Annotated in this window: 21 protein-coding genes; 11 read left to right on the plus strand and 10 right to left on the minus strand. The window is 73.3% G+C overall.

Going from position 1 to position 22,314, the window contains the following annotated elements:
• Positions 1 to 120: 120 nt before the first annotated feature.
• The 3 genes from BM314_RS16420 to BM314_RS16430 all read right to left on the minus strand — a co-directional run bounded on the left by BM314_RS16420 (position 121) and on the right by BM314_RS16430 (position 3,765).
• Entirely contained in the window at positions 121 to 1,056 is a 936-nt protein-coding gene (locus BM314_RS16420; RefSeq protein WP_091681016.1) for an ABC transporter permease, read from the minus strand.
• Positions 1,057 to 1,066: 10 nt separating this feature from the next.
• Positions 1,067 to 1,984 carry an ABC transporter permease gene (locus BM314_RS16425; RefSeq protein ID WP_042669601.1) on the minus strand — a complete coding sequence of 306 codons (918 nt, stop codon included), beginning with the start codon at positions 1,982 to 1,984 and terminating at the stop codon, positions 1,067 to 1,069.
• A gap of 224 nt (positions 1,985 to 2,208) precedes the next feature.
• Positions 2,209 to 3,765 (minus strand): ABC transporter substrate-binding protein, encoded by a 1,557-nt coding sequence (locus tag BM314_RS16430; RefSeq protein ID WP_091979026.1) that lies wholly within the window; start codon positions 3,763 to 3,765, stop codon positions 2,209 to 2,211.
• 170 nt (positions 3,766 to 3,935) lie between these two features.
• On the opposite strand from BM314_RS16430, the gene BM314_RS16435 reads away from it, so the two are divergent.
• Together BM314_RS16435 and BM314_RS16440 are read left to right on the plus strand one after the other, a co-directional pair.
• On the plus strand, positions 3,936 to 4,838 hold the full coding sequence (locus BM314_RS16435) for a LysR family transcriptional regulator (RefSeq protein ID WP_091979028.1): 903 nt from the start codon (positions 3,936 to 3,938) through the stop codon (positions 4,836 to 4,838).
• A complete protein-coding gene (locus BM314_RS16440; RefSeq protein WP_091927008.1) occupies positions 4,835 to 5,362 on the plus strand; it encodes a P-loop NTPase family protein in 528 nt (175 codons plus the stop codon). Before BM314_RS16435 ends, BM314_RS16440 begins: the two co-directional genes overlap by 4 nt.
• Before the next feature lie 10 nt (positions 5,363 to 5,372).
• Here the strand turns inward: BM314_RS16440 and BM314_RS16445 are convergent, their stop codons facing one another.
• On the minus strand, positions 5,373 to 6,158 hold the full coding sequence (locus BM314_RS16445; protein WP_091979030.1) for a CDP-diacylglycerol diphosphatase: 786 nt from the start codon (positions 6,156 to 6,158) through the stop codon (positions 5,373 to 5,375).
• Between the two features lie 159 nt (positions 6,159 to 6,317).
• Here BM314_RS16445 and BM314_RS16450 point away from each other — a divergent pair, with 159 nt between their 5' ends.
• Complete coding sequence (locus tag BM314_RS16450; protein WP_091979077.1) at positions 6,318 to 7,385, plus strand: DUF2891 domain-containing protein; 1,068 nt, start codon at positions 6,318 to 6,320, stop codon at positions 7,383 to 7,385.
• Between the two features lie 171 nt (positions 7,386 to 7,556).
• Here BM314_RS16450 and BM314_RS16455 read toward each other — a convergent pair whose 3' ends face one another.
• On the minus strand, positions 7,557 to 7,862 hold the full coding sequence (locus BM314_RS16455; protein WP_091681020.1) for a hypothetical protein: 306 nt from the start codon (positions 7,860 to 7,862) through the stop codon (positions 7,557 to 7,559).
• A 100-nt stretch (positions 7,863 to 7,962) separates the two neighbouring features.
• On the minus strand, positions 7,963 to 10,821 hold the full coding sequence (locus tag BM314_RS16460) for a PAS domain-containing protein (protein WP_091979032.1): 2,859 nt from the start codon (positions 10,819 to 10,821) through the stop codon (positions 7,963 to 7,965).
• A 321-nt stretch (positions 10,822 to 11,142) separates the two neighbouring features.
• Here BM314_RS16460 and BM314_RS16465 point away from each other — a divergent pair, with 321 nt between their 5' ends.
• Entirely contained in the window at positions 11,143 to 14,448 is a 3,306-nt protein-coding gene (locus tag BM314_RS16465; RefSeq protein WP_091979034.1) for a DEAD/DEAH box helicase, read from the plus strand.
• Positions 14,449 to 14,560: 112 nt separating this feature from the next.
• Positions 14,561 to 14,995, plus strand: coding sequence for a GlcG/HbpS family heme-binding protein (locus tag BM314_RS16470; RefSeq protein ID WP_020093960.1), 435 nt, complete (start codon positions 14,561 to 14,563; stop codon positions 14,993 to 14,995).
• 54 nt (positions 14,996 to 15,049) lie between these two features.
• On the opposite strand, the gene BM314_RS16475 is transcribed toward BM314_RS16470, so the two are convergent.
• Entirely contained in the window at positions 15,050 to 15,640 is a 591-nt protein-coding gene (locus BM314_RS16475) for a PAS domain-containing protein (RefSeq protein WP_020093959.1), read from the minus strand.
• A gap of 461 nt (positions 15,641 to 16,101) precedes the next feature.
• On the opposite strand from BM314_RS16475, the gene BM314_RS16480 reads away from it, so the two are divergent.
• The 3 genes from BM314_RS16480 (at position 16,102) to BM314_RS16490 (ending at position 18,308) form a co-directional block, all read left to right on the plus strand.
• Positions 16,102 to 17,388: a Zn-dependent hydrolase gene (locus BM314_RS16480; protein WP_042670095.1), complete on the plus strand. Its 1,287-nt coding sequence runs from the start codon at positions 16,102 to 16,104 to the stop codon at positions 17,386 to 17,388.
• 42 nt (positions 17,389 to 17,430) lie between these two features.
• Complete coding sequence (locus BM314_RS16485) at positions 17,431 to 17,724, plus strand: hypothetical protein (protein WP_020093957.1); 294 nt, start codon at positions 17,431 to 17,433, stop codon at positions 17,722 to 17,724.
• A 128-nt stretch (positions 17,725 to 17,852) separates the two neighbouring features.
• A complete protein-coding gene (locus tag BM314_RS16490; RefSeq protein ID WP_091979035.1) occupies positions 17,853 to 18,308 on the plus strand; it encodes an SRPBCC domain-containing protein in 456 nt (151 codons plus the stop codon).
• A gap of 50 nt (positions 18,309 to 18,358) precedes the next feature.
• On the opposite strand, the gene BM314_RS16495 is transcribed toward BM314_RS16490, so the two are convergent.
• Positions 18,359 to 18,610: a hypothetical protein gene (locus BM314_RS16495; RefSeq protein WP_020093955.1), complete on the minus strand. Its 252-nt coding sequence runs from the start codon at positions 18,608 to 18,610 to the stop codon at positions 18,359 to 18,361.
• 152 nt (positions 18,611 to 18,762) lie between these two features.
• Between BM314_RS16495 and BM314_RS16500 the strand changes: the two genes are divergently transcribed.
• From BM314_RS16500 to BM314_RS16510, 3 genes are all read left to right on the plus strand, one after another.
• Complete coding sequence (locus tag BM314_RS16500; RefSeq protein WP_091979037.1) at positions 18,763 to 19,548, plus strand: spermidine synthase; 786 nt, start codon at positions 18,763 to 18,765, stop codon at positions 19,546 to 19,548.
• A 98-nt stretch (positions 19,549 to 19,646) separates the two neighbouring features.
• Positions 19,647 to 19,850 (plus strand): hypothetical protein, encoded by a 204-nt coding sequence (locus tag BM314_RS16505; RefSeq protein ID WP_091979039.1) that lies wholly within the window; start codon positions 19,647 to 19,649, stop codon positions 19,848 to 19,850.
• Positions 19,851 to 20,333: 483 nt separating this feature from the next.
• The gene (locus BM314_RS16510; RefSeq protein ID WP_244539958.1) at positions 20,334 to 20,753 is read left to right on the plus strand and encodes a hypothetical protein; all 420 of its coding nucleotides are present in this window, start codon (positions 20,334 to 20,336) and stop codon (positions 20,751 to 20,753) included.
• Between the two features lie 15 nt (positions 20,754 to 20,768).
• Here BM314_RS16510 and BM314_RS16515 read toward each other — a convergent pair whose 3' ends face one another.
• Both BM314_RS16515 and BM314_RS16520 read right to left on the minus strand, forming a co-directional pair.
• Entirely contained in the window at positions 20,769 to 21,131 is a 363-nt protein-coding gene (locus BM314_RS16515) for a cupredoxin domain-containing protein (protein ID WP_042670121.1), read from the minus strand.
• Between the two features lie 176 nt (positions 21,132 to 21,307).
• Entirely contained in the window at positions 21,308 to 22,264 is a 957-nt protein-coding gene (locus BM314_RS16520; protein ID WP_091979043.1) for a LysR family transcriptional regulator, read from the minus strand.
• Between the last annotated feature and the right edge of the window lie 50 nt (positions 22,265 to 22,314).

Here is a 22,314-nt window from a genome sequence, read left to right on the forward strand (position 1 = left end):
GAGAGGGATTGGCGGCCCGACCCGTCATCGCGAGCGCAGCGAAGCGACCCAGAGAGGCGCGACCGCGGCAAGCGTGGCGCCGCTGGGTTGCTTCGCTCCGCTCGCAGAGACGGCGGCGCATCAGTTGCGCGCCTCGGGGGCGGTGATGTCGCGCAGGCCATCACCTAAGAGATTGATCGCCAGCACGAGGAGGAGGAGCGCCACGCCCGGGATGGTGATCACCCAGGGCTGGAAGAACATGTACTGCTTGCCCTCGGCGATCATCAGGCCCCAGGAGGGCAGGGGCGGCTGGACGCCGAGCCCGAGGAACGACAGGGCGGCCTCCAGCAGGATCGCGTGGGCCATCTCCAGGGTCGCCACGACGATCAGCGCGTTCATGATGTTGGGCAGGATCTCCTGGCGGATGATGCGCAGGTCGGTCAGCCCCGCGGCGCGGGCGGCCGAGATGAAGTCCTGGTTGCGGATCTGCTGGGTCGCGGCCCGGGTCACCACGGCGAAGCGGTCCCAGAGCAGGAAGCCCAGCACCAGCACCACCACCTTCAGGGAGCCGCCGACCAGCGCCGCCATGGCGAGCGCCACCAGCACCACCGGCATGGCGAGCCGGGTGGTCACCACGTAGCTCACCACCGAATCGACCCAGCCGCCGAAATAGCCGGCGCACAGGCCGAGCGTGGTGCCGATCAGCCCGGAGATCAGCGCCGCCGAGATCCCGATCAGGAGGGAGATCTGGCCGCCGTAGAGGAGGCGGCTGAGGTAGTCGCGGCCGAGCTTGTCGGTGCCGAGCACGTGGTCCCAGGTGCCCTTGGCCTGCCAGATCGGCGGGATCAGGCGGCGGGACACGTCCTGCGCGTAGGGGTCGTGCGGCGCGATGAGCGGGGCGGCGAGCGCCGCCAGCACGATCAGCCCGAGGATCCCGGCCCCGATCAGGAAGCCGGTGTGGCGCAGGCCCCGCCGCAGGATCAGGCGGGTGGGGGAGGGCACCGGCGCGAGCGCGACCGGCGCGTCCGGAGGCAGGGCCGGGGCGGCGAGTGCCGCCGTGTCGGGGGGGAGGCTCATCGGCGGATCCTCACGACTGGCGCAGGCGCGGGTCGAGGAAGGCGTTCAGGAGGTCGGCCGCCAGCGTCAGGCCGATGTAGATCATGGCCAGAACCAGCACGATCGCCTGGACGACGGGGAAGTCGTTGCGGGCGATGGATTCCCAGGCGAGCTGCCCGAGGCCCTGGAGCGAGAACACCGCCTCGATCACGATCGAGCCGCCGAGCATGAAGCCGAACTGCACCGCCGACAGGGCGATAACCGGGATCACGGCGTTGCGGAGCGCGTGCCGCACCAGGATCTTCCGGGGCGGCAGCCCCTTGGCGCGGGCGGTGCGGACGTAGTCGGAGGCCAGCACCTCCAGCATGCCGTTGCGAGTGAGCCGCATCACCGCCGGCATCGCGTAGTAGCCGAGCGCCACTGCGGGCAGGACGAAGTTCTTCCAGGTGGCGTTGCCCGAGACCGGCAGCCAGCGGAGGTTGACGGAGAAGATCAGGATCAGCGTCAGGCCGAACCAGAAGCTCGGCATCGCCTGGCCCAGCACCGAGACGGCGAGCGCCGTCCGGTCGATCCACGTGTCCCGCTTCACGGCGGCGACGACGCCGAGGGGAATGGCCACGAACAGCGCCACGGCCAGCGCGATGATGCCGAGATAGAGGGTGATCGGCAGGCGGGCGGCCAGCAGGTCGATCACGCTCTCACGGAAATAGAAGGAGTTGCCGAAGTCGAGGTGCAGCGCCCGCCAGCCCCAGGTGAGGAACTGGGTCAGCAGCGGCTGGTCCAGGCCGTAATCCTGGCGGATCTGGGCGATCTGCGGCCCGGTGGCCTCTGGGCCGGCGATGGCCGTGGCGAGGTCGCCCGAGAGGTGGAGGAGCAGGAAGCTCGCCACCGAGACCGTGAAGGCCACCGCCAGGGCGACCAGCACGCGCCGGAACGTGAAGGCCAGCATGGCTCAGGCTCCTGCTGTTTCCCGTCGATCACGTCGGATCATGACGGAGCGTTCTCTCCTCCCCTGGCGATCCCGGGCTTGCCCGGGATCGCTCAAGCTTGCGGGGAGGAGCCGGAGGTGGGGGTGGTTCAGGATCGAGCGGAGCGGTGCCGTCTGCACCACCCCCACCCCTGCCCCCTCCCCGCAAGGGGGAGGGGAAAAGCGGCGCGCTACGGCCACCGCCGTCACTTCCACGACGCCGCGTAGAAGCGCGCCACCTCGTCGGGCTGGGCGGTGAAGTTGAGGTCCGACGTGAAGGCGTAGTTGGTCGAGTAGGAGAACATCGGCAGCGCGTAGGCCTGCGCGGCGATCCGCTGGAGCGCCTTGGCGTAGGCGGCCTTGCGCTTCTCGGGATCCATGGAGCTGTCGCCCTCCTGCAGGTCGGCGATCACCTGCGGATCCTTGGTCAGGTCCTCCTCGCCGCCGCGGAAATACACACCGTCGAAGGCCGAGACGTCGAGCACCGAGAACGACCCCCAGGTCTGGTAGCCGATCGAGGTCTTGCCGGCCCGCAGCGCGTCGCGGAACGCCGCGTAGCGCAGGTAGTTGAGCCGCGCCTTGATGCCGACGGCGCCGAGATAGCCGATCACCGCCTCGGCGTAGTCGCGCTCGCGATAGGCGCCGAGGTCGATCTCGAACCCGTTCGGGTAGCCGGCTTCCTTGAGCAGCGCCTTGGCCTTGGCGGGGTCGTAGGGGTAGCGCATCACCCCCTGGTCGGTGCAGCCGAACTGGTCGACGAAGCACAGCGCGTTCATCACCCGCGAGGCGCCGCGCACGAGGTTGTCGACCATCGCCTTGCGGTCGATGGCGTAGGAGATCGCCTGCCGGACGCGCACGTCCTTGAGCGGCGAGTTCTCCTTCGCCCGGCCCAGCGTGTCGAACTGCAGGAACCCGACCCGCATCGTCTCGGAATTGAGGACCGTGATGTTGGGCGCGGCGCGCAACTGCTCGGCCTGGTCGCTCGGCACCCGCCAGATCCAGTCGACGCCGCCGGTCATCAGCTCGGCCATCCGGCTCTCGCCGTCCGGGATGACGCGGAACTGCAGCTTGCCGATCTTCGGCTTACCCAGAGGGCTCTCGGCCCAGTACTTGTCGAACCGCTCCATGGAGACGCCGCGGCCGCTGTCGACCTTGGTGATCCGGTACGGGCCGCTGCCGACCGGCGCCTTGGCGAAACCGTCGAGGCCGACCTTCTTGAAGTAGTTGGCCGGGAAGATCGGGGTCGGGCCGGCGAGGTATTCCAGCGCCGCCGGGAACGGGGCCTTCAGGTGGATGCGCACGCTGTGCGGGCCGGTCACCTCCACCGACTTCATCCAGTCGACGTTCTGGCGGGTGACCGTGCGCGCTTCGGGGGTCAGCACGTAGTTGAACGTGAAGGCCACGTCCTCCGGCCCGAGCGGGTCGCCGTTGTGGAAGACCACGCCCTCGCGGATCGTGAGGTCGAGGGTCGTGTCGTCCGCCCATTTCCAAGCGGTCGCCAGGAACGGCTTGTAGGTGCCGTCCTTGGGATCCCGGTACAGCAGCGTGTCCCAGCAGTTCCGGGCCAGGATCACGCCCTCGCGGGCGCTGTTGTGGTACGGGCTGACGTTCTCGGGCTCGCTGTCTGACGCGTAGACCAATGTGTCGTTGGCCTTGCCGGCCAGCGCCGGGTGGGCAGCGATCAGGGTCGCGAACGAGGCGGCCAGGGTGGCGGCCAGGGTGGCGGCCAGGGTGGCGGCTCGGGTGAGGGTCCGTAGCGGCATGCAGGCTCCGACGGCGCGGCGGACAGGCCCGGCGGACGGTTCCGCGGCTGCCGCGTTTTTCACCCTGCCATGGTGTTGTGCATCTGGGATCGCAACAAGTAGAATTTAGCGAGTGCTGCGTTGCCATATCGGCAATGTGCACGGCACCATACAGCGCATCGAGCACGATAATGCAGAGTACGGGCCTGCGCTACTTCCTGGCCGTGGCCCGCACCGGGTCGATCGCGGCCGCCTCGTCCCAGCTCAACGTCGCGGCCTCGGCGATCAGCCGGCAGATCACCAACCTGGAGGCCGAGCTCGACTGCGTGCTGTTCGAGCGCCGCCCGCGCGGCATGGTGCCGAGCCCGGCCGGTGAGCTGCTGGCGCAGCACGCCCATCAGGTGCTGATCCGCTCCGAGCAGGTGGTCACCGAGATCCGGGAGCTGGAAGGGCTCGCCCGTGGGCTGATCCGGGTCGCCTGCTCGGAGGGCTTCTCCCTCGACATCGTGCCGAACGCGATCGCGGCCTTCCACGCGGCCCATCCCGGCATCCGCTTTGAGGTCACGGTCCAGCCCCCGGCCCAGGTCACCCAGACGGTGTCGGTGGGGGATGCCGATCTCGGGATCACCTTCGCGCTGACACCCACCGCGCAGGTCGAGGTGCTCTACGACGGGCAGGTCGACATGCTGGCGCTGGCCGCGCCCGACCATCCCCTCGCGCGGGCGCCGGCCCTGCGCCTCGTCGACCTGCTGGAGTATCCCGTCGCCCTGCCGACCCGGGACACGACCCTGCGGCAGGTCTTCGACGCCGCCTGCGCGCACGAGGGCATCGCGGTGGAGCCGGTGCTGACCTCCAACACGCTCTCGGCGCTGCTGCCCTTCGTGCGGCGCTCCCGCGGCATCGCCCTGATGTCGGCGCTGTCGGTGCAGACGCCCCTGCGGCTCAACGAGCTTGTCAGCCTGCCGATCCAGTCCCGGACGAGCCTCGCCCGGAGCGTGAAGATCCAGGCGATGCGCGACCGGCGGCTGCCGAAGGCGGTGCGGGCATTCCTGCGCCAGCTGCTCGACGCGCTGCCACCCCCGCGCTCGCCGTGACCCTCGACGCGCTCGGCCCGCGGCTCTGCATCCTGGGGCCGTCGAACAGCGGTAAGTCCACCCTGGCGGTCGCCATCGCGCGGGCGCGCGGCCTGCCGCCGGTCCACCTCGACCGGCTGTACCACCAGCCGGGCACCGACTGGGATCCGCGGCCCTTCGCGGAGTTCCAGGCCCTGCACGACGCGGCGATCCGCGAGCCGCGCTGGGTCATGGACGGCACCTATGCCCGGTGCCTGCCGCAGCGTCTGGAGCGGGCGACGGGCGTGATCCTCCTCGACGTCCCGACCGCCACCGGCCTGATCCGCTACCTGCGCCGGTCGTGGTTCGTGCGCGACCGGCTCGGCGCCCTCGACGGCGGCCGGGACAGCGTGAAATGGGCGATGATCTGCCACATCGCCGTCACCGAGCGCGGGAACCGGGCGCGCGACGCGGCCCTGTTCGACCGCGTCGCCCTGCCCAAGATCCGGCTCGCCGCGGGGGCCGGCCTGGCCGGCTTCTACCGCGCGGAGGGACTGAGCCGGTGACCGGGCCCGCTCAAGCGCCGCCGCGGGACGCAGCGACGGTGCAGCTGTGGTCCATCACGTCCTCGGCGCTGGCGCTCGGCGCCCGGTAGGCCAGCAGGATGTAGCCCGGCTCGGGATCGCCCGGGGGCGTGGCGAGCGCCGCGAAGCTCGTCCGGTGCAGGTCCGGCCGGGCGCCCGGCAGGGTGTGCAGGGCCGCGAACGGGTTGAACTGCGCGGCCTCCGCCTCCGGCACGCGCAGGGCGTAGTACCGGTCGCCGGCCAGCGGCACCGGGAAGCGGCTCCAGGTGTGGCGCACCTGCCGGCCGTGCGCCCGGATCGCCTTGAGCACGCTCGGCTTCAGGCAGTCGAGGTGGATGTGGAGCTGGTCCTGGCTGCGGCCCCGGGCCGAGTTGACCGCGAGCCCGACCTCCGCGGGGGTGAGCTTCCCCTTCAGCACGTCCGACACGAGCGGCCGCGCCGCCAGGGCCGCCCGCCAGTAGGCGGCACCGCGCGGTCCCCGCAGGACCGGCGCCTCCAGGCCCGGCACGGTGTCGGTGGGCATGACGACGCTGTGGGTCGGCTCGCCGGGCGCGCGCAGGACCGCCGAGCCGGGACGGTCACCGTCCCCGAGATCGACCGACAGGCACGGGAAGGTCCGGTTGGCGAGCCGCTTGGCGAGGACGCAGGTCTTCAGGGCGGCCCACAGCACGTCGCGGCTCGGGTCCGGCGCGGCGGCGGCCGGTGCCGCGGCGGCCGCCAGGGCCGCGACTGCCGAGAGGGCCGCGACGAGGAGGGCGGCGGGCGGCGCGCGGCGCATGGGGGCTCCCGGTGAGGCCGGCGCGTCCGGCCCGGCCTCACCGCGATAGCCGATCCGGGGCCGTGCCGGCAAAGGATCCGCGAGCCCTGACGCCGTGCCGGGAAACCCGCTATGCCGGCGGTCGCCGAGTCCCCGCAGAACGCCCGCCGGAATGCCGCGATGACGCCCGCGCCCACGCTCACCCCCGACATCGCCGCGCGCTTCGCCGCCGTCGCCCTCGGCCATGTCGGCCGCGAGTATCCGAACAAGCCGGGGCACGTCCTGGCCGGGCCGGCGGATGCCCGCACCCCCGCGGCCCTGCACCCGGCCTTTCACGGCAGCTACGACTGGCATTCCTGCGTCCACGGTACGTGGCTGCTGGCGCGGGTGCTGCGGCTGTTCCCGGACGGCCCGCAGGCCCCGGCGATCCGCGCCCGGCTCGACGCGCAGCTGACTCCCGCGACGGTGGCGGGGGAATGCGCCTACTTCGCCGCCCCGACCGCCCGGGGCTTCGAGCGGCCCTACGGCTGGGGCTGGCTGCTGAAGCTCGCCGACGCGCTCGCCGCGCTCCCCGAGCGCCGCTGGTCCGAGGCCCTGACGCCGCTGGCCGCGGTGATCGTCCGGCGCTTCGCGGAGTTCCTGCCGGTGGCGTCCTACCCGGTGCGGGTCGGGACCCATTTCAACACCGCCTTCGCGCTGCGCCTGGCGGCCGATTACGCGGAGGGCGCGGGGGATGCCGGGCTGACCACTCTGCTGCACGACACCGCCGTCGGCTGGTACGGGGAGGACGCGGATTGCCCGGCCTGGGGCGAGCCCGGCGGCGACGACTTCCTCTCCTCGGCGCTGATCGAGGCGGAGTGCATGCGCCGGCTGCTGCCGCCCGCCCGCTTCGCGCCCTGGTTCGACCGGTTCCTGCCCGGTCTCGCGGCGTCCCGGCCCGCGACCCTGTTCCGCCCCGCGGGCGTGACCGACCGCTCCGACGGGAAGATCGCCCATCTCGACGGGCTGAACCTCAGCCGCGCGTGGTGCTTCCGCGCGCTCGCCGCGTCCCTCGGCCCGGACGATCCCCGCCGACCGCCGCTCCGGGCGGCCGCGGAGGCGCACCTCGCGGCCGGGCTCCCGCACGTCACCGGCGACTACATGGGCGAGCACTGGCTCGCGACCTTCGCGCTGCTGGCCCTCGAGGCCGGTGCCGAGACCAATGCCGGGACCGTTGCTCTGGGCGAGGCCCAGGACGGCGGGAAGTAATTCTGAGAGATTCTTGAGAGCTGTCCGTCGCGGGCCATGTCGACGACTGCCCGGCGACTGACCGACGACAACAAAAAAAGGACCGCCCTCAGGAGAACGGTCCGGAAGTCTAGGGAGGAAACGCCCACGAGGGGCTGCAAGACAGCGACGCCGTCGCTGTCTTGCCTGCCGTCAACCCGACAGGGACGGCCTTGTTCCTGGCTCCGGCCCGCCGCGCGGCAGGGCCCGCCCGCCCGGGACCGCCGTGAGGCCGGCGGGGCGGCGCGGCTCGCCGGGGCCGAACTCGGCGCGGTAGGTCCGCTCCAGCGTCATGAGCCCCCGCAGGGGCCCCTCGGCCAGATCGAGGAGCCGCGCGTCGCGCCAGCGCAAGGTGCGGCCGAGGCGGCGCCGGAACCAGCGCCCGCGCTCCTCCTCGACGAGCAGGACCAGCTTGCCGGTCCAGGTCCGGCGGAACCAGAAACGTCCGGTCAGCGGCATGGCGGTCGAGGCCCCGGTGGTGGATGGGGATAGACTACATCTGGATCCCGTCTGCGGGAAGATTTCCGGATGGTACGCCGATGAATTCTGGCGAAGACTGTTAATCGGAAGCGGGTTCCGGCCGTGCGCGGGCGTCCGGCTGCCCGCCCCGCCGCGCCGCCTCGGAGAGGACCTGGGCGAGCTGCTCGGCCGAGTAGGGCTTGCGCAGGAGGGCGAAACCGTGGGCGTCGTCCTCGGCCAGGACGTGGCTGTAGCCCGAGGTCAGCACCACCGGCAGGTCGGGGCGGCGGGTCCGGAGCTGCCGGGCGAGGGCGAAGCCGCCCATCCCCGGCATGACCACGTCGGAGAAGACCGCGTCGAACCGGTCCGGCGCCCGGTCGAGTTCGGCCAGCGCCTCCTCGGCGGATTTCGCCCAGACCGGCGCGTGGCCCAGATCTTCCAGGATCTGGGTGCAGAAGCGCCCGACCCCGAGATTGTCCTCCACGACGAGGATGCACAGGCCCCGCCGCGGCTCCGCCTCCGGGCGGGCCTCGCGGTCGGCCTCGGACACGGCGGCGGGCGCGGCGACCTGCGGCAGGTAGAGCGAGAAGGTCGTGCCGTGGCCGAGCGCGCTCGCCACGTCGATGTCGCCGCCCGACTGCTTGGCGAAGCCGATGACCTGGCTGAGGCCGAGGCCGGTGCCCTTGCCGACCTCCTTTGTTGTGAAGAACGGCTCGAAGATCCGTCCCAGATCCGCGTCCGGGATGCCGGCGCCGGTATCGGAGACCCGCACGGCCACGAACGGTCCCTTCGCGCCGGCATGCCCGCGGATCGGCGGCATCGGGCTATCGCCCTCCAGCCGCAGGGTCAGGTTGCCTTCCCCGTCCATGGCGTCGCGGGCGTTGACCGCCATGTTGATCAGCGCGGTCTCGAACTGGCTCTGGTCGGCGCGCACGTAGCGGGGCGTCGCCGGCAGGTCGATGGCCACGCGGATGCGCGCGCCGGTGACCGAATCGAGCATGTCGGCGATGCTGCGCAGGCGCGCGCCGATGTCGAACACCTGGGGTTTCAGCGCCTGGCGCCGGGCGAAGGCGAGGAGCTGGCCGGTGAGCCTGGCCGCCCGGTCGACGGTGTCGGAGACGGCGTCGAGGTAGCGGCGCCGGCGCGTCTCGGCCAGGTCCGGCCGGCGCAGGAACTCCACGGACGACCGGATGATGGTCAGGAGGTTGTTGAAGTCGTGCGCCACCCCGCCGGTGAGCTGGCCGATGGCCTCGAGCTTCTGCGACTGGCGCAGCGCCTCCTCGGCCTGGCGCTGCTCGGTGATGTCGCGCCCGAAGCCGTAGAACAGCCCGTCCTCCGGAACGACGGTCCAGAGCACCCGCCGCCGGTCGCCGGCGCGGGTCAGGCAGGCCAGTTCGATATCCTCGACCCGGCTGTCCGCGCAGAGCGGGCGCAGCGCCGCCTCGGCCGCCGCGCGCTCGGTGGGGGCGAGGAAGTCCAGGGCCGGCCGGCCGACCGTCTCGGCCTCCGACCAGCCCAGCGCCCGGCTCCACGAGGGGTTCACCGACTGGACCCGCCCGGTCCGGTCCGAGACGAGCTTCAGCACCGGCGACAGCGTCCAGACCCGGTCGCGGTCGCGGGTCTGGGCGGCGACCTGCGCCTCCAGGTGCTCTGCCCGGGACTGGAGCAGGACCTCGTTCCGCTTCCGCTCGGAGACGTCGTGGGCGAAGACGTAGAACCCGTCGACGCGTCCGTCCGGGCCGCGGCGCGGGAGGTAGCGGGTGTCGGCGATCCGGGCCTGGCCGCTCGGGAAGGTCCAGGCCCATTCCTCGCGGACCTCCTGACCGGCGAGCGCCCGCTCGATGCCGGCGCGCCGGGCCTCGAACGCGCCGGGGCCGAGGAGGTCGCCGACGGTCCGCCCGACGACGGCGTCGGGCGCCTGGCCGGTCCAGGTCTCGTAGGCGGCGTTCGCGAACCGGTAGGTCAGGTCGCGGTCGATGAAGGCGATCAGGACCGGCATCGCGTCCGCGACCAGCCGGAGTTCCGCCTCCCGGGCTCGGAGCGCGTTCTCGCTCCGGCGGCGCTCGGTGATGTCGTTGAACAGGATCGCGACGCGGTTCCGCGCCGGCCCGTCCACCCGGTAGGCGTGCACGTCGTACCAGCGGCCCAGCGCCGCGGCGGCCTGCTCGAATCGGACCGGCTCGCCGGTCAGGGCGACCCGGCCGTAGAGGTCGAACCAGTGCTGCTCGAGGTCGGGGGCGAGGTCCCGCATCCGGCGGCCCACCGGGGCCCGCAGGCCGGTCTGCCGCTCGAAGGCGGGGTTGACCTCCAGGAAGCGGTAGTCGACGGGCCGGTCGCCGTCGGCGAACTCCACCTCGATCAGGCAGAAGCCGGCATCGATGAAGGTGAACAGCGAGCGGTAGCGCTCCTCGTTCCGGCGCAGGGCCGCCTCGGCGTTCCGGGATTCCAGCTGCGTCATCACCGTCCGGGCGAGCGCCTTCAGGATGAAGAGCTGCTGGTCGGTCAGCGTGCGCGGGACGCGGTCGAGGACGCAGAGCGTCCCGATGGCCCAGCCGTCCGGCGTCACCAGGGGCACGCCGGCGTAGAAGCGCAGGTGCGGGTCGCCGGTCACGAGGGGGTTGGCGGCGCTCTCCGGCTCCGCGGTCAGGTCGGGCAGCACGAGGGCGCCGTCCGCGCGCATGGCCTCGGTGCAGAAGCCGAACGCGAGCGGCATCGCCCGCGCGGCGTGGCCGAACGCGGCCTTGATCCACTGCCGGTCGGCGTCGACGAAGTTGATGTGGGCCATCGGCGTGCCGCAGGCCTGGGCGGCCATCTCGGCGATCTCGTCGAACGCGCGCTCGGGCGGCGTGTCGAGGATCGCGTAGGCGCGCAGGGCGGCGAGCCGCTGGGGATGCTGGGGCTCGAAACCCGACGGTCGGGATACTGTCTCGTTCGGCGACACGGAGCCGTCATAGCTCAAGCTTTCGCTTCCCCCTAGTGAAACTCCGCATCGCGCGTCCGGCGGCGGGACCAGGGCAAGCATTCCGCGATCGTTCAATACTAGACAGTCCCGCCGGATCATCGGTGGGGGTGCGATTTCTGGTGCGCCGCTCAAGTCTTGCTGGTCCGACCGACCGGGCTTCGGGCGCCCGCCGGAATCTCTTCCAGCGTCGCCCGTCGCGGGCCGCCCGAAGAGCTCGGGCGGCCGCCGCGCGGCGGCTGTGGATCGGATCGCCGCGGCCGGGAGCCCGCGGGGCCGATGCGGCGTTGCCGGCTCACGGGGGATGGATTCGGATCAGGCATGGCCAAGCGCAGGACGAAGGCGGGCGCCCGACAGGGGCTGGAGGACGCGCCGCTGATGCCCACCGGCGCCCTGGCGGTGGCGCTCCTGGCCTTCGCCGAGGGGCCCGGGCCGGTGGTGCACGTCGCCCGGGACGCCCGCCGCCTCGAGGACCTCGCCGCGACCCTGCGGGCACTCGATCCCGACGCGCGGGTCGCGGTCTATCCCGAGTGGGACTGCCTGCCCTTCGACCACGCCTCGCCGTCGCGGGCCACGATGGGTGCCCGGGCCGCCGTGATGCGCTGGCTGACCGACCGGGACGCGCTGCCGGACTTCGTGCTGACGACCGCCCCCGCCCTCGTGCAGCGCGTGCCGCCGCCGGAGACCTGGGCGTCGGCCCGCGTGACCCTGCGGGTCGGCGATCCCCTCGACGTCGCGGCCGCGACCGCAGACCTCAAGCGCCTCGGCTACATCCTCGACGAGCGGGTCGACGAGCCCGGCGAGATCGCCGTCCGCGGGCGCACCGTGGAGGTGTTCCCCGCCGCCGCGCCGCTTCCCTGCCGGATCGAGCACGCGGCGGGCCGCGTCACCGCGATCCGCTCCTACGACCCGATCTCGCAGCGCTCGGTGGCGGAGGCCGACGAACTCGTCATCGACCCGGCCACCGAGATCGTCCTGGAGCCCGGCTCCGGCCAGAGCTTCGAGCCGTTCACCGGCCAGGAGCACCGCCTGGACCGCTACTACCCGCGCCTCGTCACGCTCCTCGACTACGTGCCCGAAGCGCGCCTCGCGGTCGAGGACGGCACGCAGGCCCGGATCGACGCCTTCTTCGAGCAGATGGACGAGGCCCGGGGCCGGCTGAAGACCCGCGACGCGCCGGCGGGGCCCGGCACCGGCCTCTACCTGACGCCGGAGGCGTGGCGCGCCGTCGTGGCGGATCGCGGCCGGCTCGCCGTCACCGAGGCGGCCGGCGAACCCCGCGCCATGCCGCGCTTCGCCGGGGAGCGCCGGCCCGGCACGGCCTTCGCCAAGGTCCTGCGCGCCCGTCTGAAGGCCGGCGACGTCGTCGTGCTCGCCGGCTCGGTCCGGCCGCTCCGACGCCTCGTGCGCCAGGCGGGCAAGATCGCCGAGCGCCCGATCCGCCTGATCGACGCCTGGGCCGACGTCGCCGAGGCGGCGCCCGGCGACGTCCTCGCCCTGGAGGCCCCGCTGGCGGCCGGTTTCCGGGTGCCCGAGCAGGGCGCCACCGTGATCGCGGCTGCCGACCTGTTCGGCCCAGAGGCCGCCGTGACCGGGGCCGCCCGTGCGATCCTGCCGATGGGCGAGGTCGACCTGCGCCCCGGCGACGTGGCGGTCGACCGGGACCACGGCCTGTGCGTGTTCGAGGGGCTTGAGCCGGTCTCCGCGCCGGGTGCCGCGCAGGACGGGGAGCCCTCCGAGGCCCTGCGCCTGCGCTTCGCCGGCGACGCGATCCTGATGGTGCCGGTCACCCAGGCCGACCGGATCTGGCGCTACGGGTCGGAGCCCGACGCCGTCACCCTCGACAAGCTCGACGGCGGCACGTGGCCCCGGCGCCGCCTGGAGGCCGAGGCCACCATGGCGCGGACCGCCCGCCTGATGCTGGAGGCCGCCCGGGCCCGCCGGGAGACCGAGGCGCCGGTTCTGGCGTCGCCGGCCCGCGAGATGGAGCGGTTCGCCGCCGGCTTCGGCTTCGCGCCGACCCCCGACCAGGGGGCGGCGGTCGACGCGCTGATGGCCGACCTCGCCTCCGGCCGGCCGATGGACCGCTTGGTCTGCGGCGATGTCGGCTTCGGCAAGACCGAGGTGGCGCTCCGGGCCCTCGCGGCCGCGATCTTCTCCGGCCGGCAGGCGGCGCTGATCGCCCCCACCACCGTGCTGGCGCGCCAGCACGCCGAGACCCTGCGCCGCCGCTTCGGGCGGTTCGGCGTCGAGGTGGCGCAGCTCTCGCGCCTCGTGGCGCCGGCCGAGGCCAAGCGCGTCAGGGCGGGGCTCGCCGACGGCTCGATCCGGCTGGTGGTCGGCACCCACGCGCTCGCCGGCAGCGGGGTGGCGTTCGCGGATCTCGGCCTGACCGTGATCGACGAGGAGCAGCGCTTCGGCGCGAAGATGAAGGCCGACCTGCGCCGCCTCGCGGATGGCGGCCACGTGCTGACGCTCACCGCGACGCCGATCCCCCGCACCCTCCAGGCGGCCCTCGTCGGCCTCCAGAGTCTCAGCGTGCTCGCCACGCCGCCGGCTCTGCGCCAGCCGGTCCGGACCGTGGTGGCGCCCTTCGACGCCGAGGCGGTCCGCGAGGCCCTCGTCCGCGAGCACCGCCGGGGCGGCCAGAGCTTCGTGGTCTGCCCGCGGATCGAGGATATCGGCCCCATGGCCGAGCGCCTGCGCGCCCTCGTGCCGGGCCTCGACATCCTGGTGGCGCACGGGGACCTCAAGCCCTCCGCCATGGACGAGGTCATGGTCCGGTTCGCGGAGGGCGACGGCGACGTCCTGCTCGCCACCGCCATCGTTGAGAGCGGCCTCGACGTGCCGCGGGCCAACACCATGCTGGTCTGGGAGGCCGCCCGGTTCGGGCTGGCACAGCTCCACCAGCTCCGGGGCCGCGTCGGCCGCGGCCAGCGCCGCGGCACCGTCCACCTGCTCAGCGACCCGGCCGCGCCCCCGCCAGCGGCGGCGCTGCAGCGCCTGCGCGCCCTGGAGGCCCTCGACCGCCTCGGCGCCGGCTTCGCGGTCAGCGCCCGGGACCTCGACCTGCGCGGCGCCGGCGACCTCGTCGGCGAGGATCAGGCGGGGCACGCCAAGCTCGTCGGGCTCGGCCTCTACCAGCACCTGCTGCAGCTGGCGCTCACCGCCGCCAAGGGCGAGCGCGCCGAGGACTGGAGCCCCGAGATCGAGCTCGGCCTGCCGAGCCGAATCCCCGAGGACTACGTTCCGGAGCCCGAGATCCGCCTCAGCCTCTACACGCGCCTGCTGCGCCTCCGCGAGCCCGAGGCGATCGAGGCGCTCGCCGGCGAGGTCGAGGACCGGTTCGGCGCGGCCCCCGCGCCGGTGCTCGCGCTGTTCGACCTCGCGCGGCTGCGCGCGTCCTGCTGCGCGCTGGGCGTCGCCCGGCTCCGGGGCGGGCCGCAGGGCGTCGCGGCCGACCTGCGGCCCGACCGGCCGCTGACCGCGATGGCCGCCGAGGCGGGGATCGCGCTGCGCGACGGGCGGGTGGTGTGGAAGCGGCCCTGCCCGGATTCCGCCGCCTGCGCGGCGCTCGCGACCGACCTCTTGGAGCGGATCCGCGCCGCCCGGGAACGTGAGGCCTGAGCAAAGGCCCGAGCGCGCCAGTCGAGCGTGATGCCGATCTGCGGTCGATCTTGCATCGGCCGCTTCAAACCGCCACAGGCTGTCGCGCCAACAACGCGAACGGGAGTGTCCCATGCACGTGACGATCGAGCAGGCCGAGAAGGCGATCGCGGCCGCCCGCGCCAAGGCCGTGGAGCTCGGCACCCAGATGTGCATCGCGGTGGTCGATTCCGGCGGGAACCTCAAGGCGTTCCACCGCATGGACGATGCCTGGGTCGGGTCGATCGACATCGCCCAGAAGAAGGCCAAGACCTCGGTGTTCTTCGGCATGATGACCGGCCAGATCGGCCAGCTGTCGCAGCCGGGCGGGCCGCTCTACGGGATCGAGCACTCCAACGACGGGCTGATCACCTTCCCGGGCGGGATCCCGATCGTCGACGCCGACGGCGTCATGTCGGGCGCCATCGGGGTCAGCGGCTCGACGGTCGAGAACGACCACACCGTCGCGGAGGCCGGCGCCAAGGCCATCGGCCGGACCGAGCTGCCGGCCCATCCCTGGCGGACCTGAGCCGCCGGGGCTATTCCCGAGAGCTCTTCCCAGGGCCTCTTCCCGGGGCGCGCGTCAGGGGTCGCGCCGCGCCAGCGCGCGGCCGATCCCGTGGAGCAGCATCCCCGAGACCGAGCGGAGATAGGGGTCGCCGTGGCGCTCCAGCGCCGCGTGGATCTGGATGCCGTGGTCGGCCGCGGTGTTCAGGTCCGCCCCGTCGGTGGTGCCGTGCGTGACGCCGTTCATAGGGCTGTTCACGGCTCCGTTCATGGCCCCGGACTGGATCCCGTGCCGGTAGAGGTCCGTGACGTCGATGTAGGCGCCGCGCCCGCGCAGCAGGCCGTCCGAATCGGGCGTCAGGCAGCCGCGGTTGAGGATCCAGCGGATCTCGCCCGCCCCGGTCACGACGCGGAACTCGAGGGAGACCGGGCCGCCGGTCTGGCGGACGTGGCGGATCCGGCCGAACACCCAGTCCCGGTCGGCCGGGTGGATCCGGCCGAGGGCCGCGTCCAGCGGCAGCGGCGTCCCGGCGAGCCCCGGATCCCCCGCCATCAGCGAGGCCGCGCCCGAATCCAGCATCGACCGGCCGGCCCGGACATCCGTGTCCCAGATCCCGATGAATCCGGCGGCCTGCAGGGCCGAGGCTGTCGTGGAAGCCAGCACCATGGAATCCCCTCCGAACTGGCTACAATCGACGATTGTACGATGGCGGACAGACTAATCCGCAACACATGCTGTCCGCGAGCCCGAAGTCCAGTATCGGCTGCGCGAACGGCTTTTGACACGGCGTCGCGGCCCCCCGCCACCGGGTTGCATTGCGGATGATCAAGACTTCGGTTCCGGACAATCCCGTTCTCGACAATGCGGGGCCGCTCCGGTGCGGCGCAAAGACCGGATTCACAGCGCCGCCGCGCGGACAGTTCGATCACAAATGATCGGTAGACGCCGCGATCCGGCGGAAATCCGCACTTCGGCCCGTGGATCGCTCCACCGTCGGGCGCCGTCGGGCGCCGCCGGCCCGCGAAGCCCGTGGCTCGCGCCGGGCCCGCCCTGGTGCGGGTTGCCGCTGCGCCGTAACCTGCACCTTCCGGTAGGCATCCCGCCGGGAGGCCAGCAGCAGAGACGCCATGGACCGCACGGTGAACCGCACCAACCTCCCGCTCTCGCGGGAGCGGCTCTGGGACAGCCTGATGGAGCTCGCCCGGATCGGCGCGCTGCCCAACGGCGGCAACGACCGGCAGGCCCTGACCGACCGCGACGCCGAGGGGCGCGCCCTGTTCCAGCGCTGGGGCGAGGCGGCGGGGCTGACGCTCACCGTGGACCGGGTCGGCACCATGGTCTTCCACCGGCCCGGGCGCGATCCGGGCCGGAAGCCGGTCGCCGTCGGCAGCCACCTCGACACCCAGCCCACCGGGGGCAAGTTCGACGGGCCGCTGGGCGTCCTCGCCGGGCTGGAGATCATGCGCGCCCTGCAGGAGGCCGGGATCGAGACCGAGGCGCCGCTCCTGCTGATCAACTGGTGCAACGAGGAGGGCGCGCGCTTCGCGCCGCCGATGAGCGGCAGCGGCGTCGCCATGGGCATCGTCCCGGAGGCCGACATCCTGGCGACCCGAGACCTCGCGGGCCACGCCTTCGGCGACGAGCTGCGGCGCATCGGCTGGCAGGGGACGGCGGACCCGGCCGCCCTGCGGGAGATCGGCGCCTATTTCGAGCTTCACATCGAGCAGGGCAAGCGTCTGGAGGAGGCCGGGCTCACCGTCGGGGTGGTCGACCGGGCCCTCGCCCAGATCTGGTACGAGATCACCGTGCTGGGCGAGGAGGCCCATGCCGGCAGCCCCATGGCGGGCCGGCGCGACGCGATGATGGCCGCGGCGGCGCTGATCGCGTCGCTCGAGGGCATCGCGGAGGCGGCGGTCGGCGCCGGCGGGGAGCGCGGCCGCGCCACCGTCGGCGTGCTGCGGGCGGAGCCGGCGAGCCGCAACATCACGCCCGGCCGGGTCTGGTTCAGCCTCGACACCCGCCACGGCGACACCGCGCAGCTGGAGGCGATGGGGGCGCGGATCCGGGCCCGGGCCGACGCCCTGGCGGCGGAGCGCGGCGTCACCGTCCAGGTCGCGGAGTTCTGGCGCGCGCCCCCGACCCCGTTCGACCCGGTCCTGGTGGACCGCGTCCAGGCGGCGGCCGAGGCGCGGGGCCATGCCTGGACGCGGATGCCGACCGCGATCTACCACGACGCCGTCTACTGCGCCCGCGCGGTGCCGGCGGCCCTGGTGTTCTGCCCCTGCCACGGCGGGATCAGCCACAACGAGGCCGAGAGCATCACGCCGGCCTGGGCCGGGGCCGGCCTGGAGGTTCTGGCCGACGCCGTGCTGGCGACGGCGGGCCTCGCCGGCCCCCGGACCGGGCCGGAATGAGCCGCGCCGCCGGCCGCGCACGAACGGAGACCGGGTTCCCGCATGTCCGACGACAACGTCATCCGCCCCGCCTTCGGCGTCCCCCGCAACCCGGCGCCGGAGCCCGATCCGGCCCAGGCGCCCCTGCGCGTCTTCGGCACGGGAGCCGGCCACCGGGTCGGCCTGATCCACGACCCGTCGGCGGTCGAGGGCGACGTCATCCGCATCGTGGTCGGGCCCGAGGACGAGCCGGGGGTCGAGACCGTGGCGCTGCTCCCCGCCGACGCGGAGGCCGAGGCCGAGCGGATCGGCTTCGCCATCCTGCGGGCGCTGGAGGTGGTCGAGGGCGCGGTCTGAGCCGCGCGCTGGATTCGCCGGCTGAACCGCCGTCTGCGCCGCGGTCTGGACCGCGGAGCGGGCGGTGCGCGTTCTGGGAAAGCGGGAGCGGCCGGCGCGAACGGTCGCCGGATCGCCGGGAGGGACGGATGACGGGCGCTCGGATCAGCAGCACGGAGATCGCGATCCCCGCGCGGGCCGGACTGGTCTGGTCCGTGCTGACGGACCTCGATTCCTACCCGGCCTGGAACCCGTACATCCGCAAGGCCGAGGGCCGCCTGCGCGAGGGCGCGCGCTGGCGCCTGGAGCGGACCCTGAACGGCCGCGCCTACCGGGCGCGCCAGGTGACGGTGACCTGCTGGGAGCCCGGCCGGCGGCTCACGTGGCGCGGTGGCATCCCGACGCCGCCCCTGCTCGTCGGCGAGCACGAGGTCCGGATCACCGAGACCGCCGACGGCGTCCGCCTCGTCCAGGCCGAGACCGTCGCGGGCCTGCTCGCCCCCGGCCTGTTCCCGTGGCTGCGGACGCGCATGCAGGCCCGCTTCACCGCGATGAACGAGGCCCTGCGCGAGGAGGTCGCGCGCCGGCTGGCCGAGAGCGCCTGAGGGCCGGTCTCGGCCGTTCCGGACCGCTCCGGCCTGCACCGGGCCGCCGGTCAGGCGACCGGCTTCGGCTTGACGATCGGCGAGCGGGTCAGGCTCTCGATCGCGCGCCCCGGCCGCCCGGCCTTGCGGGCGATCTCCTCCTCCTGCTCGGCGATGAGCTGCCGGGCGGGCTCGTCGCCGTCGAGGCCGCCGAGGATCTCGGCCGGCACGCGCCGGTTCGAGGCCCGGGACCCGTCCGCGAAGACGATATCGAACAGAACGGAGCCCCGCTCCTGCGGTCTCGACTTGATGCGCTTGGCCATAGGTGCTGATACGCCGCCGGAATCGGTCGCGGCAAGGCGCGGTGCCGGGCGGGGGTGCGCGGCGCGCACGGCCGGGCCCGCGCGCCGCGCCGCTCCCGCCGCGATCCCTCCGCCGCCCGCACGACAGGGCGCCGGCAAACGAGGACGCGCGCGTGATACCCTGGGTTCATCTCGATACCGGATCCGTGCCCGGCGGCGGCACCGACCTGCGCCTGATGCGGCGCGGCGACGAGTTCGCCATCATGGCCGACACGATCGAGCTGATGAACAACCGGCGCAGCGGCTCGGAGGTGGCGCTCGCGGCGATGACCTGCGCGCGGCTCCAGGACCGGCCCCGCGCCCGGGTCCTGATCGGTGGCCTCGGCATGGGCTTCACCCTGCGGGCGGCGCTCGAGGGCCTCGGGCCGCAGGCGCAGGTGGTGGTCGCCGAGCTGGTGCCCGCCGTGGTCGCCTGGGCCCGGGGGCCGCTCGCCCACGTCTTCGCCGGCTGCCTGGACGATCCGCGGGTCGACCTGCAGGAGGCCGACGTCAACCGCCTGATCCAGGCCGGACCGGAGCGCTACGACGCGATCCTGCTCGACGTCGACAACGGCCCGGAGGGGCTGATGCGCAAGGAGAACGACCGGCTCTACGACAATTGGGGGCTGAAGCGCGCCCGCTGGGCCCTGCGGCCGGGCGGCATCCTGGGCGTCTGGTCGGGCGCCCCGGACCGGAAGTTCAAGAGCCGCCTGCAGCGCTCCGGCTTCGCGGTCGACGAGCAGCGCGTCCACGCGAGCGGCCGGGGCAGCGGCCCGAAGCACGTGGTCTGGCTCGGGACCCGGACCGAGGGCCGGGTCGAGGGCCCGGGTCAGAGCGACGGGAGGCCGAGCGACGACCGGGTGGCGGGCGGCCCGAGACCGCGCGGACCGGCTCAGGGCCGGCGCCGGCCGGGACGCTAGGGCGGCTTCAGCGCGGGCTGCGGCGGTCCGGAGGACGGGGCTGCCGCGCACGGTCGCACCCCCTGTCCCGGCGCGGGACGCCTCCGCACATTCCCGGCATGGGTGCGACGGGCGGGCATCTCTACACGGTCGAGGTCAGGCCGAGCCGGCATGATCCCGGTCGCTTCACCTGGGCGATCCGCGACCGCGGCAAGCTGGTCCGGGGGTCGTACCGCCCGCACACCTCCGAGCACGCGGCGCGCGCCGTCGCGGAAGCCGAGGTCGAGCGCCTGATCGGCCAGGACGGCCGGTCCGGCGCCTAGACCCGCCGCGCGAGGCGATTTCAGGTCGGCCCGAAGGACATCGCGTCCCGTGATCCCGGCCCGCTCGTGGGCCGGCGCGGCGCCATGCGTAGCTCGCATGGGTGTGCAGTCTGACCCGGGTACATATGCATGCCTCCGCGGCGCCCGATCCGTTGCATGCCGCAATGCGGTATCCTATCTTTGCACTGCGGGATGGCGATGGCGTCGCGATCCCGCTGCCCTTCTTGGGCGTTTCCTCCCTAGACTTCGGGCCGCTCCTTCGGGAGTGGCCTTTTTTCTTTCCGCCGGCCGACCCGCCGCGCGGACCGCGCCCCGACTTCTCGACCGCGCGGAACCCGGAGCTTGGCGGTACGTTTTTCCGCCATGGAACACTATCGCTCCACACTTGGGACGACTGCCGTTGCCGTATTCGGGCTGGTGGCGGCCGCGCATATTCTGCATCCGGGCAATTACGAGGTGCAGACGCGTCCCGCGCGTCCTGCCGTGACAGACGCCGCGCCGGTCTCGAAGCGGGCCGCTGCACCGGTCACGCGGAGCGCCTGGGTCGACCCGCCGGCCAAGCTCGCCGCGCCGGAGACCACGGGCGCCCTGGCAGCCGCCTCGGCGCCGCGGGTCGCGGCGGCGGTCCCGGACACCGCGATGCCGGCTGCCCCGCTCCCCGCCGAGATGGCGCGCCCGGCCGGGCCGTCGCGCAGGACCGCGGCGCACCGCGCGAAGGGGACGGAGCGCGGCGTCCACCGGGCGGCCCGCCTCCGCCACGCCGCCCTCGTCCGCACCGCCGAATCCGACCGGCCGACCGTCACCGCCGCGGCGCCGCAGCCCGCGCCGGCGGCTGCCCCGTCGCAGAAGATCGATCCCATCGGCGACATCATCCGCGGTCTCGGATTCGGCCGCGACGGTTGAGGGGCTCACGGAGCCCTACTCGACGTGGAGGGTGAGCTTCATCTTCGGATGAATGCCGCACTGGATGACGAAATCGCCCGGCTCGGCCAGGGTCAACCGCGTCTCGGTGCCGGGCTCCTGAGTGCCGGCGTCGAACGAGAACCGGTCCGCCTCGATGAAGGCGTGGTGAGTCAGGCGCGCGTCGCCGTTGCGCAGGGCGATGGTGTCGCCGCGGCGCAGGTACAGGTCGGTCGGCATGTACCGGCCCGCCTTCTGCAGCACGATCCGGGTCGTGGCCGGCAGCGAGGCCCGGGCCGTCCCGAGACCGATGGTTGTCCCGATCAGCGCCAGGATCCCGGCGAACACGAGGGCGCGCAGGCACCGGCTGCGGAGGGACATGACCGAGATCCAGACGTGACGCGCTGCGGGCCGGACCCTCGGGGCCCTGGCCGTGCGGCCGAGCTTGCCGCCGCGTCGCAGCATGCGCGCAGCCTCTCAACCGGGCGCTACGATATCGGGTAAAAATTTATCGAGTTGGGCCGCTGTAGAGCGCATATACAGATAAAGAAATCTATTTATCTGTATTCGCCGTCTGATCCCGCGCTGTCGCGGGGGCATCCACGCGAGGCCAGGACGGTCCGGACATGCTCGCGGAAGACCTGGACGCGGGCCGGCAGCTCGCGCCCGGCCAGGGTGACGGCGCGCAAGGTGCTGCTGCGGGTCGCCCAGGGCCCGAGCACGCGCACGATCTGCCCGGCCTCCACGGCCCGGGCGGCCACGAGGCTCGGGAGATGGCCGATCCCGGCGCCCGCGAGGGTGAGGCGGAGCGCGGTCGCGAAGTCGCTGACCCGGATCGCCGGGCTCAGCGAGAGCGGCTCCGTGCGGCCCTGCCCGTCGGAGAGGGTGAGCCCGGCCGTGCCGATCCGTTCCCGGGCGAGGATCAGGTCGTGGTCGCGCAGGCCCGCGAGGTCCGTCGGGGCCGGGCGGCGCTTTAGGTAGGCGGGGGCGGCGTAGAGGGCGAGCGCCAGGGTCGCGAGGACCATCGCGCGGTAGCCGGTCTCCTCCGCGCCGCCCAGCCGCAGGGCGAGGTCGATCCGGTTGGCCGCGAGGTCGAGGCGCGCGTCGGTGTTGAGCATCTCCACGGTGATCTGCGGGTAGGCGGCCCGGAAGCTCGCGACGATCTCGGGCATCACCTCGATCCCGAAATCGATCGAGGTCGTGATCCGCAGGTGCCCGGCCGGCACCGTGCGGGCGTCGCGGGCGGTCTCGGTCGCCTCGTCGAGGAGCGTCAGGCTCTCCTGGGCCTTGGCGTAGAAGGCGAGGCCCTCGGCAGTCGGCGAGACCGCCCGGGAGGTCCGGGCCATCAGCCGGACGCCCAGAGCCCGCTCCAGGCGGGAGATCCGACGGCTGACGCTGCCCTTGGTCTCCTGCAGCGTCGCGGCCGCGGCCGTCACCGTGCCGAGATCCACGACGGCGCAGAAGGCCCGCACGTCGTCGAGCCCGCCCCGGAAGGTTTCCGTTCTCGCAACCATGGGGTTCCGGATAGCAGGCTCAACCGGTGCCGTGAACGGGTCTACACGGC

The sequence above is a fragment of the Methylobacterium sp. 13MFTsu3.1M2 genome, from assembly GCF_900112625.1.
GTDB lineage: Bacteria > Pseudomonadota > Alphaproteobacteria > Rhizobiales > Beijerinckiaceae > Methylobacterium.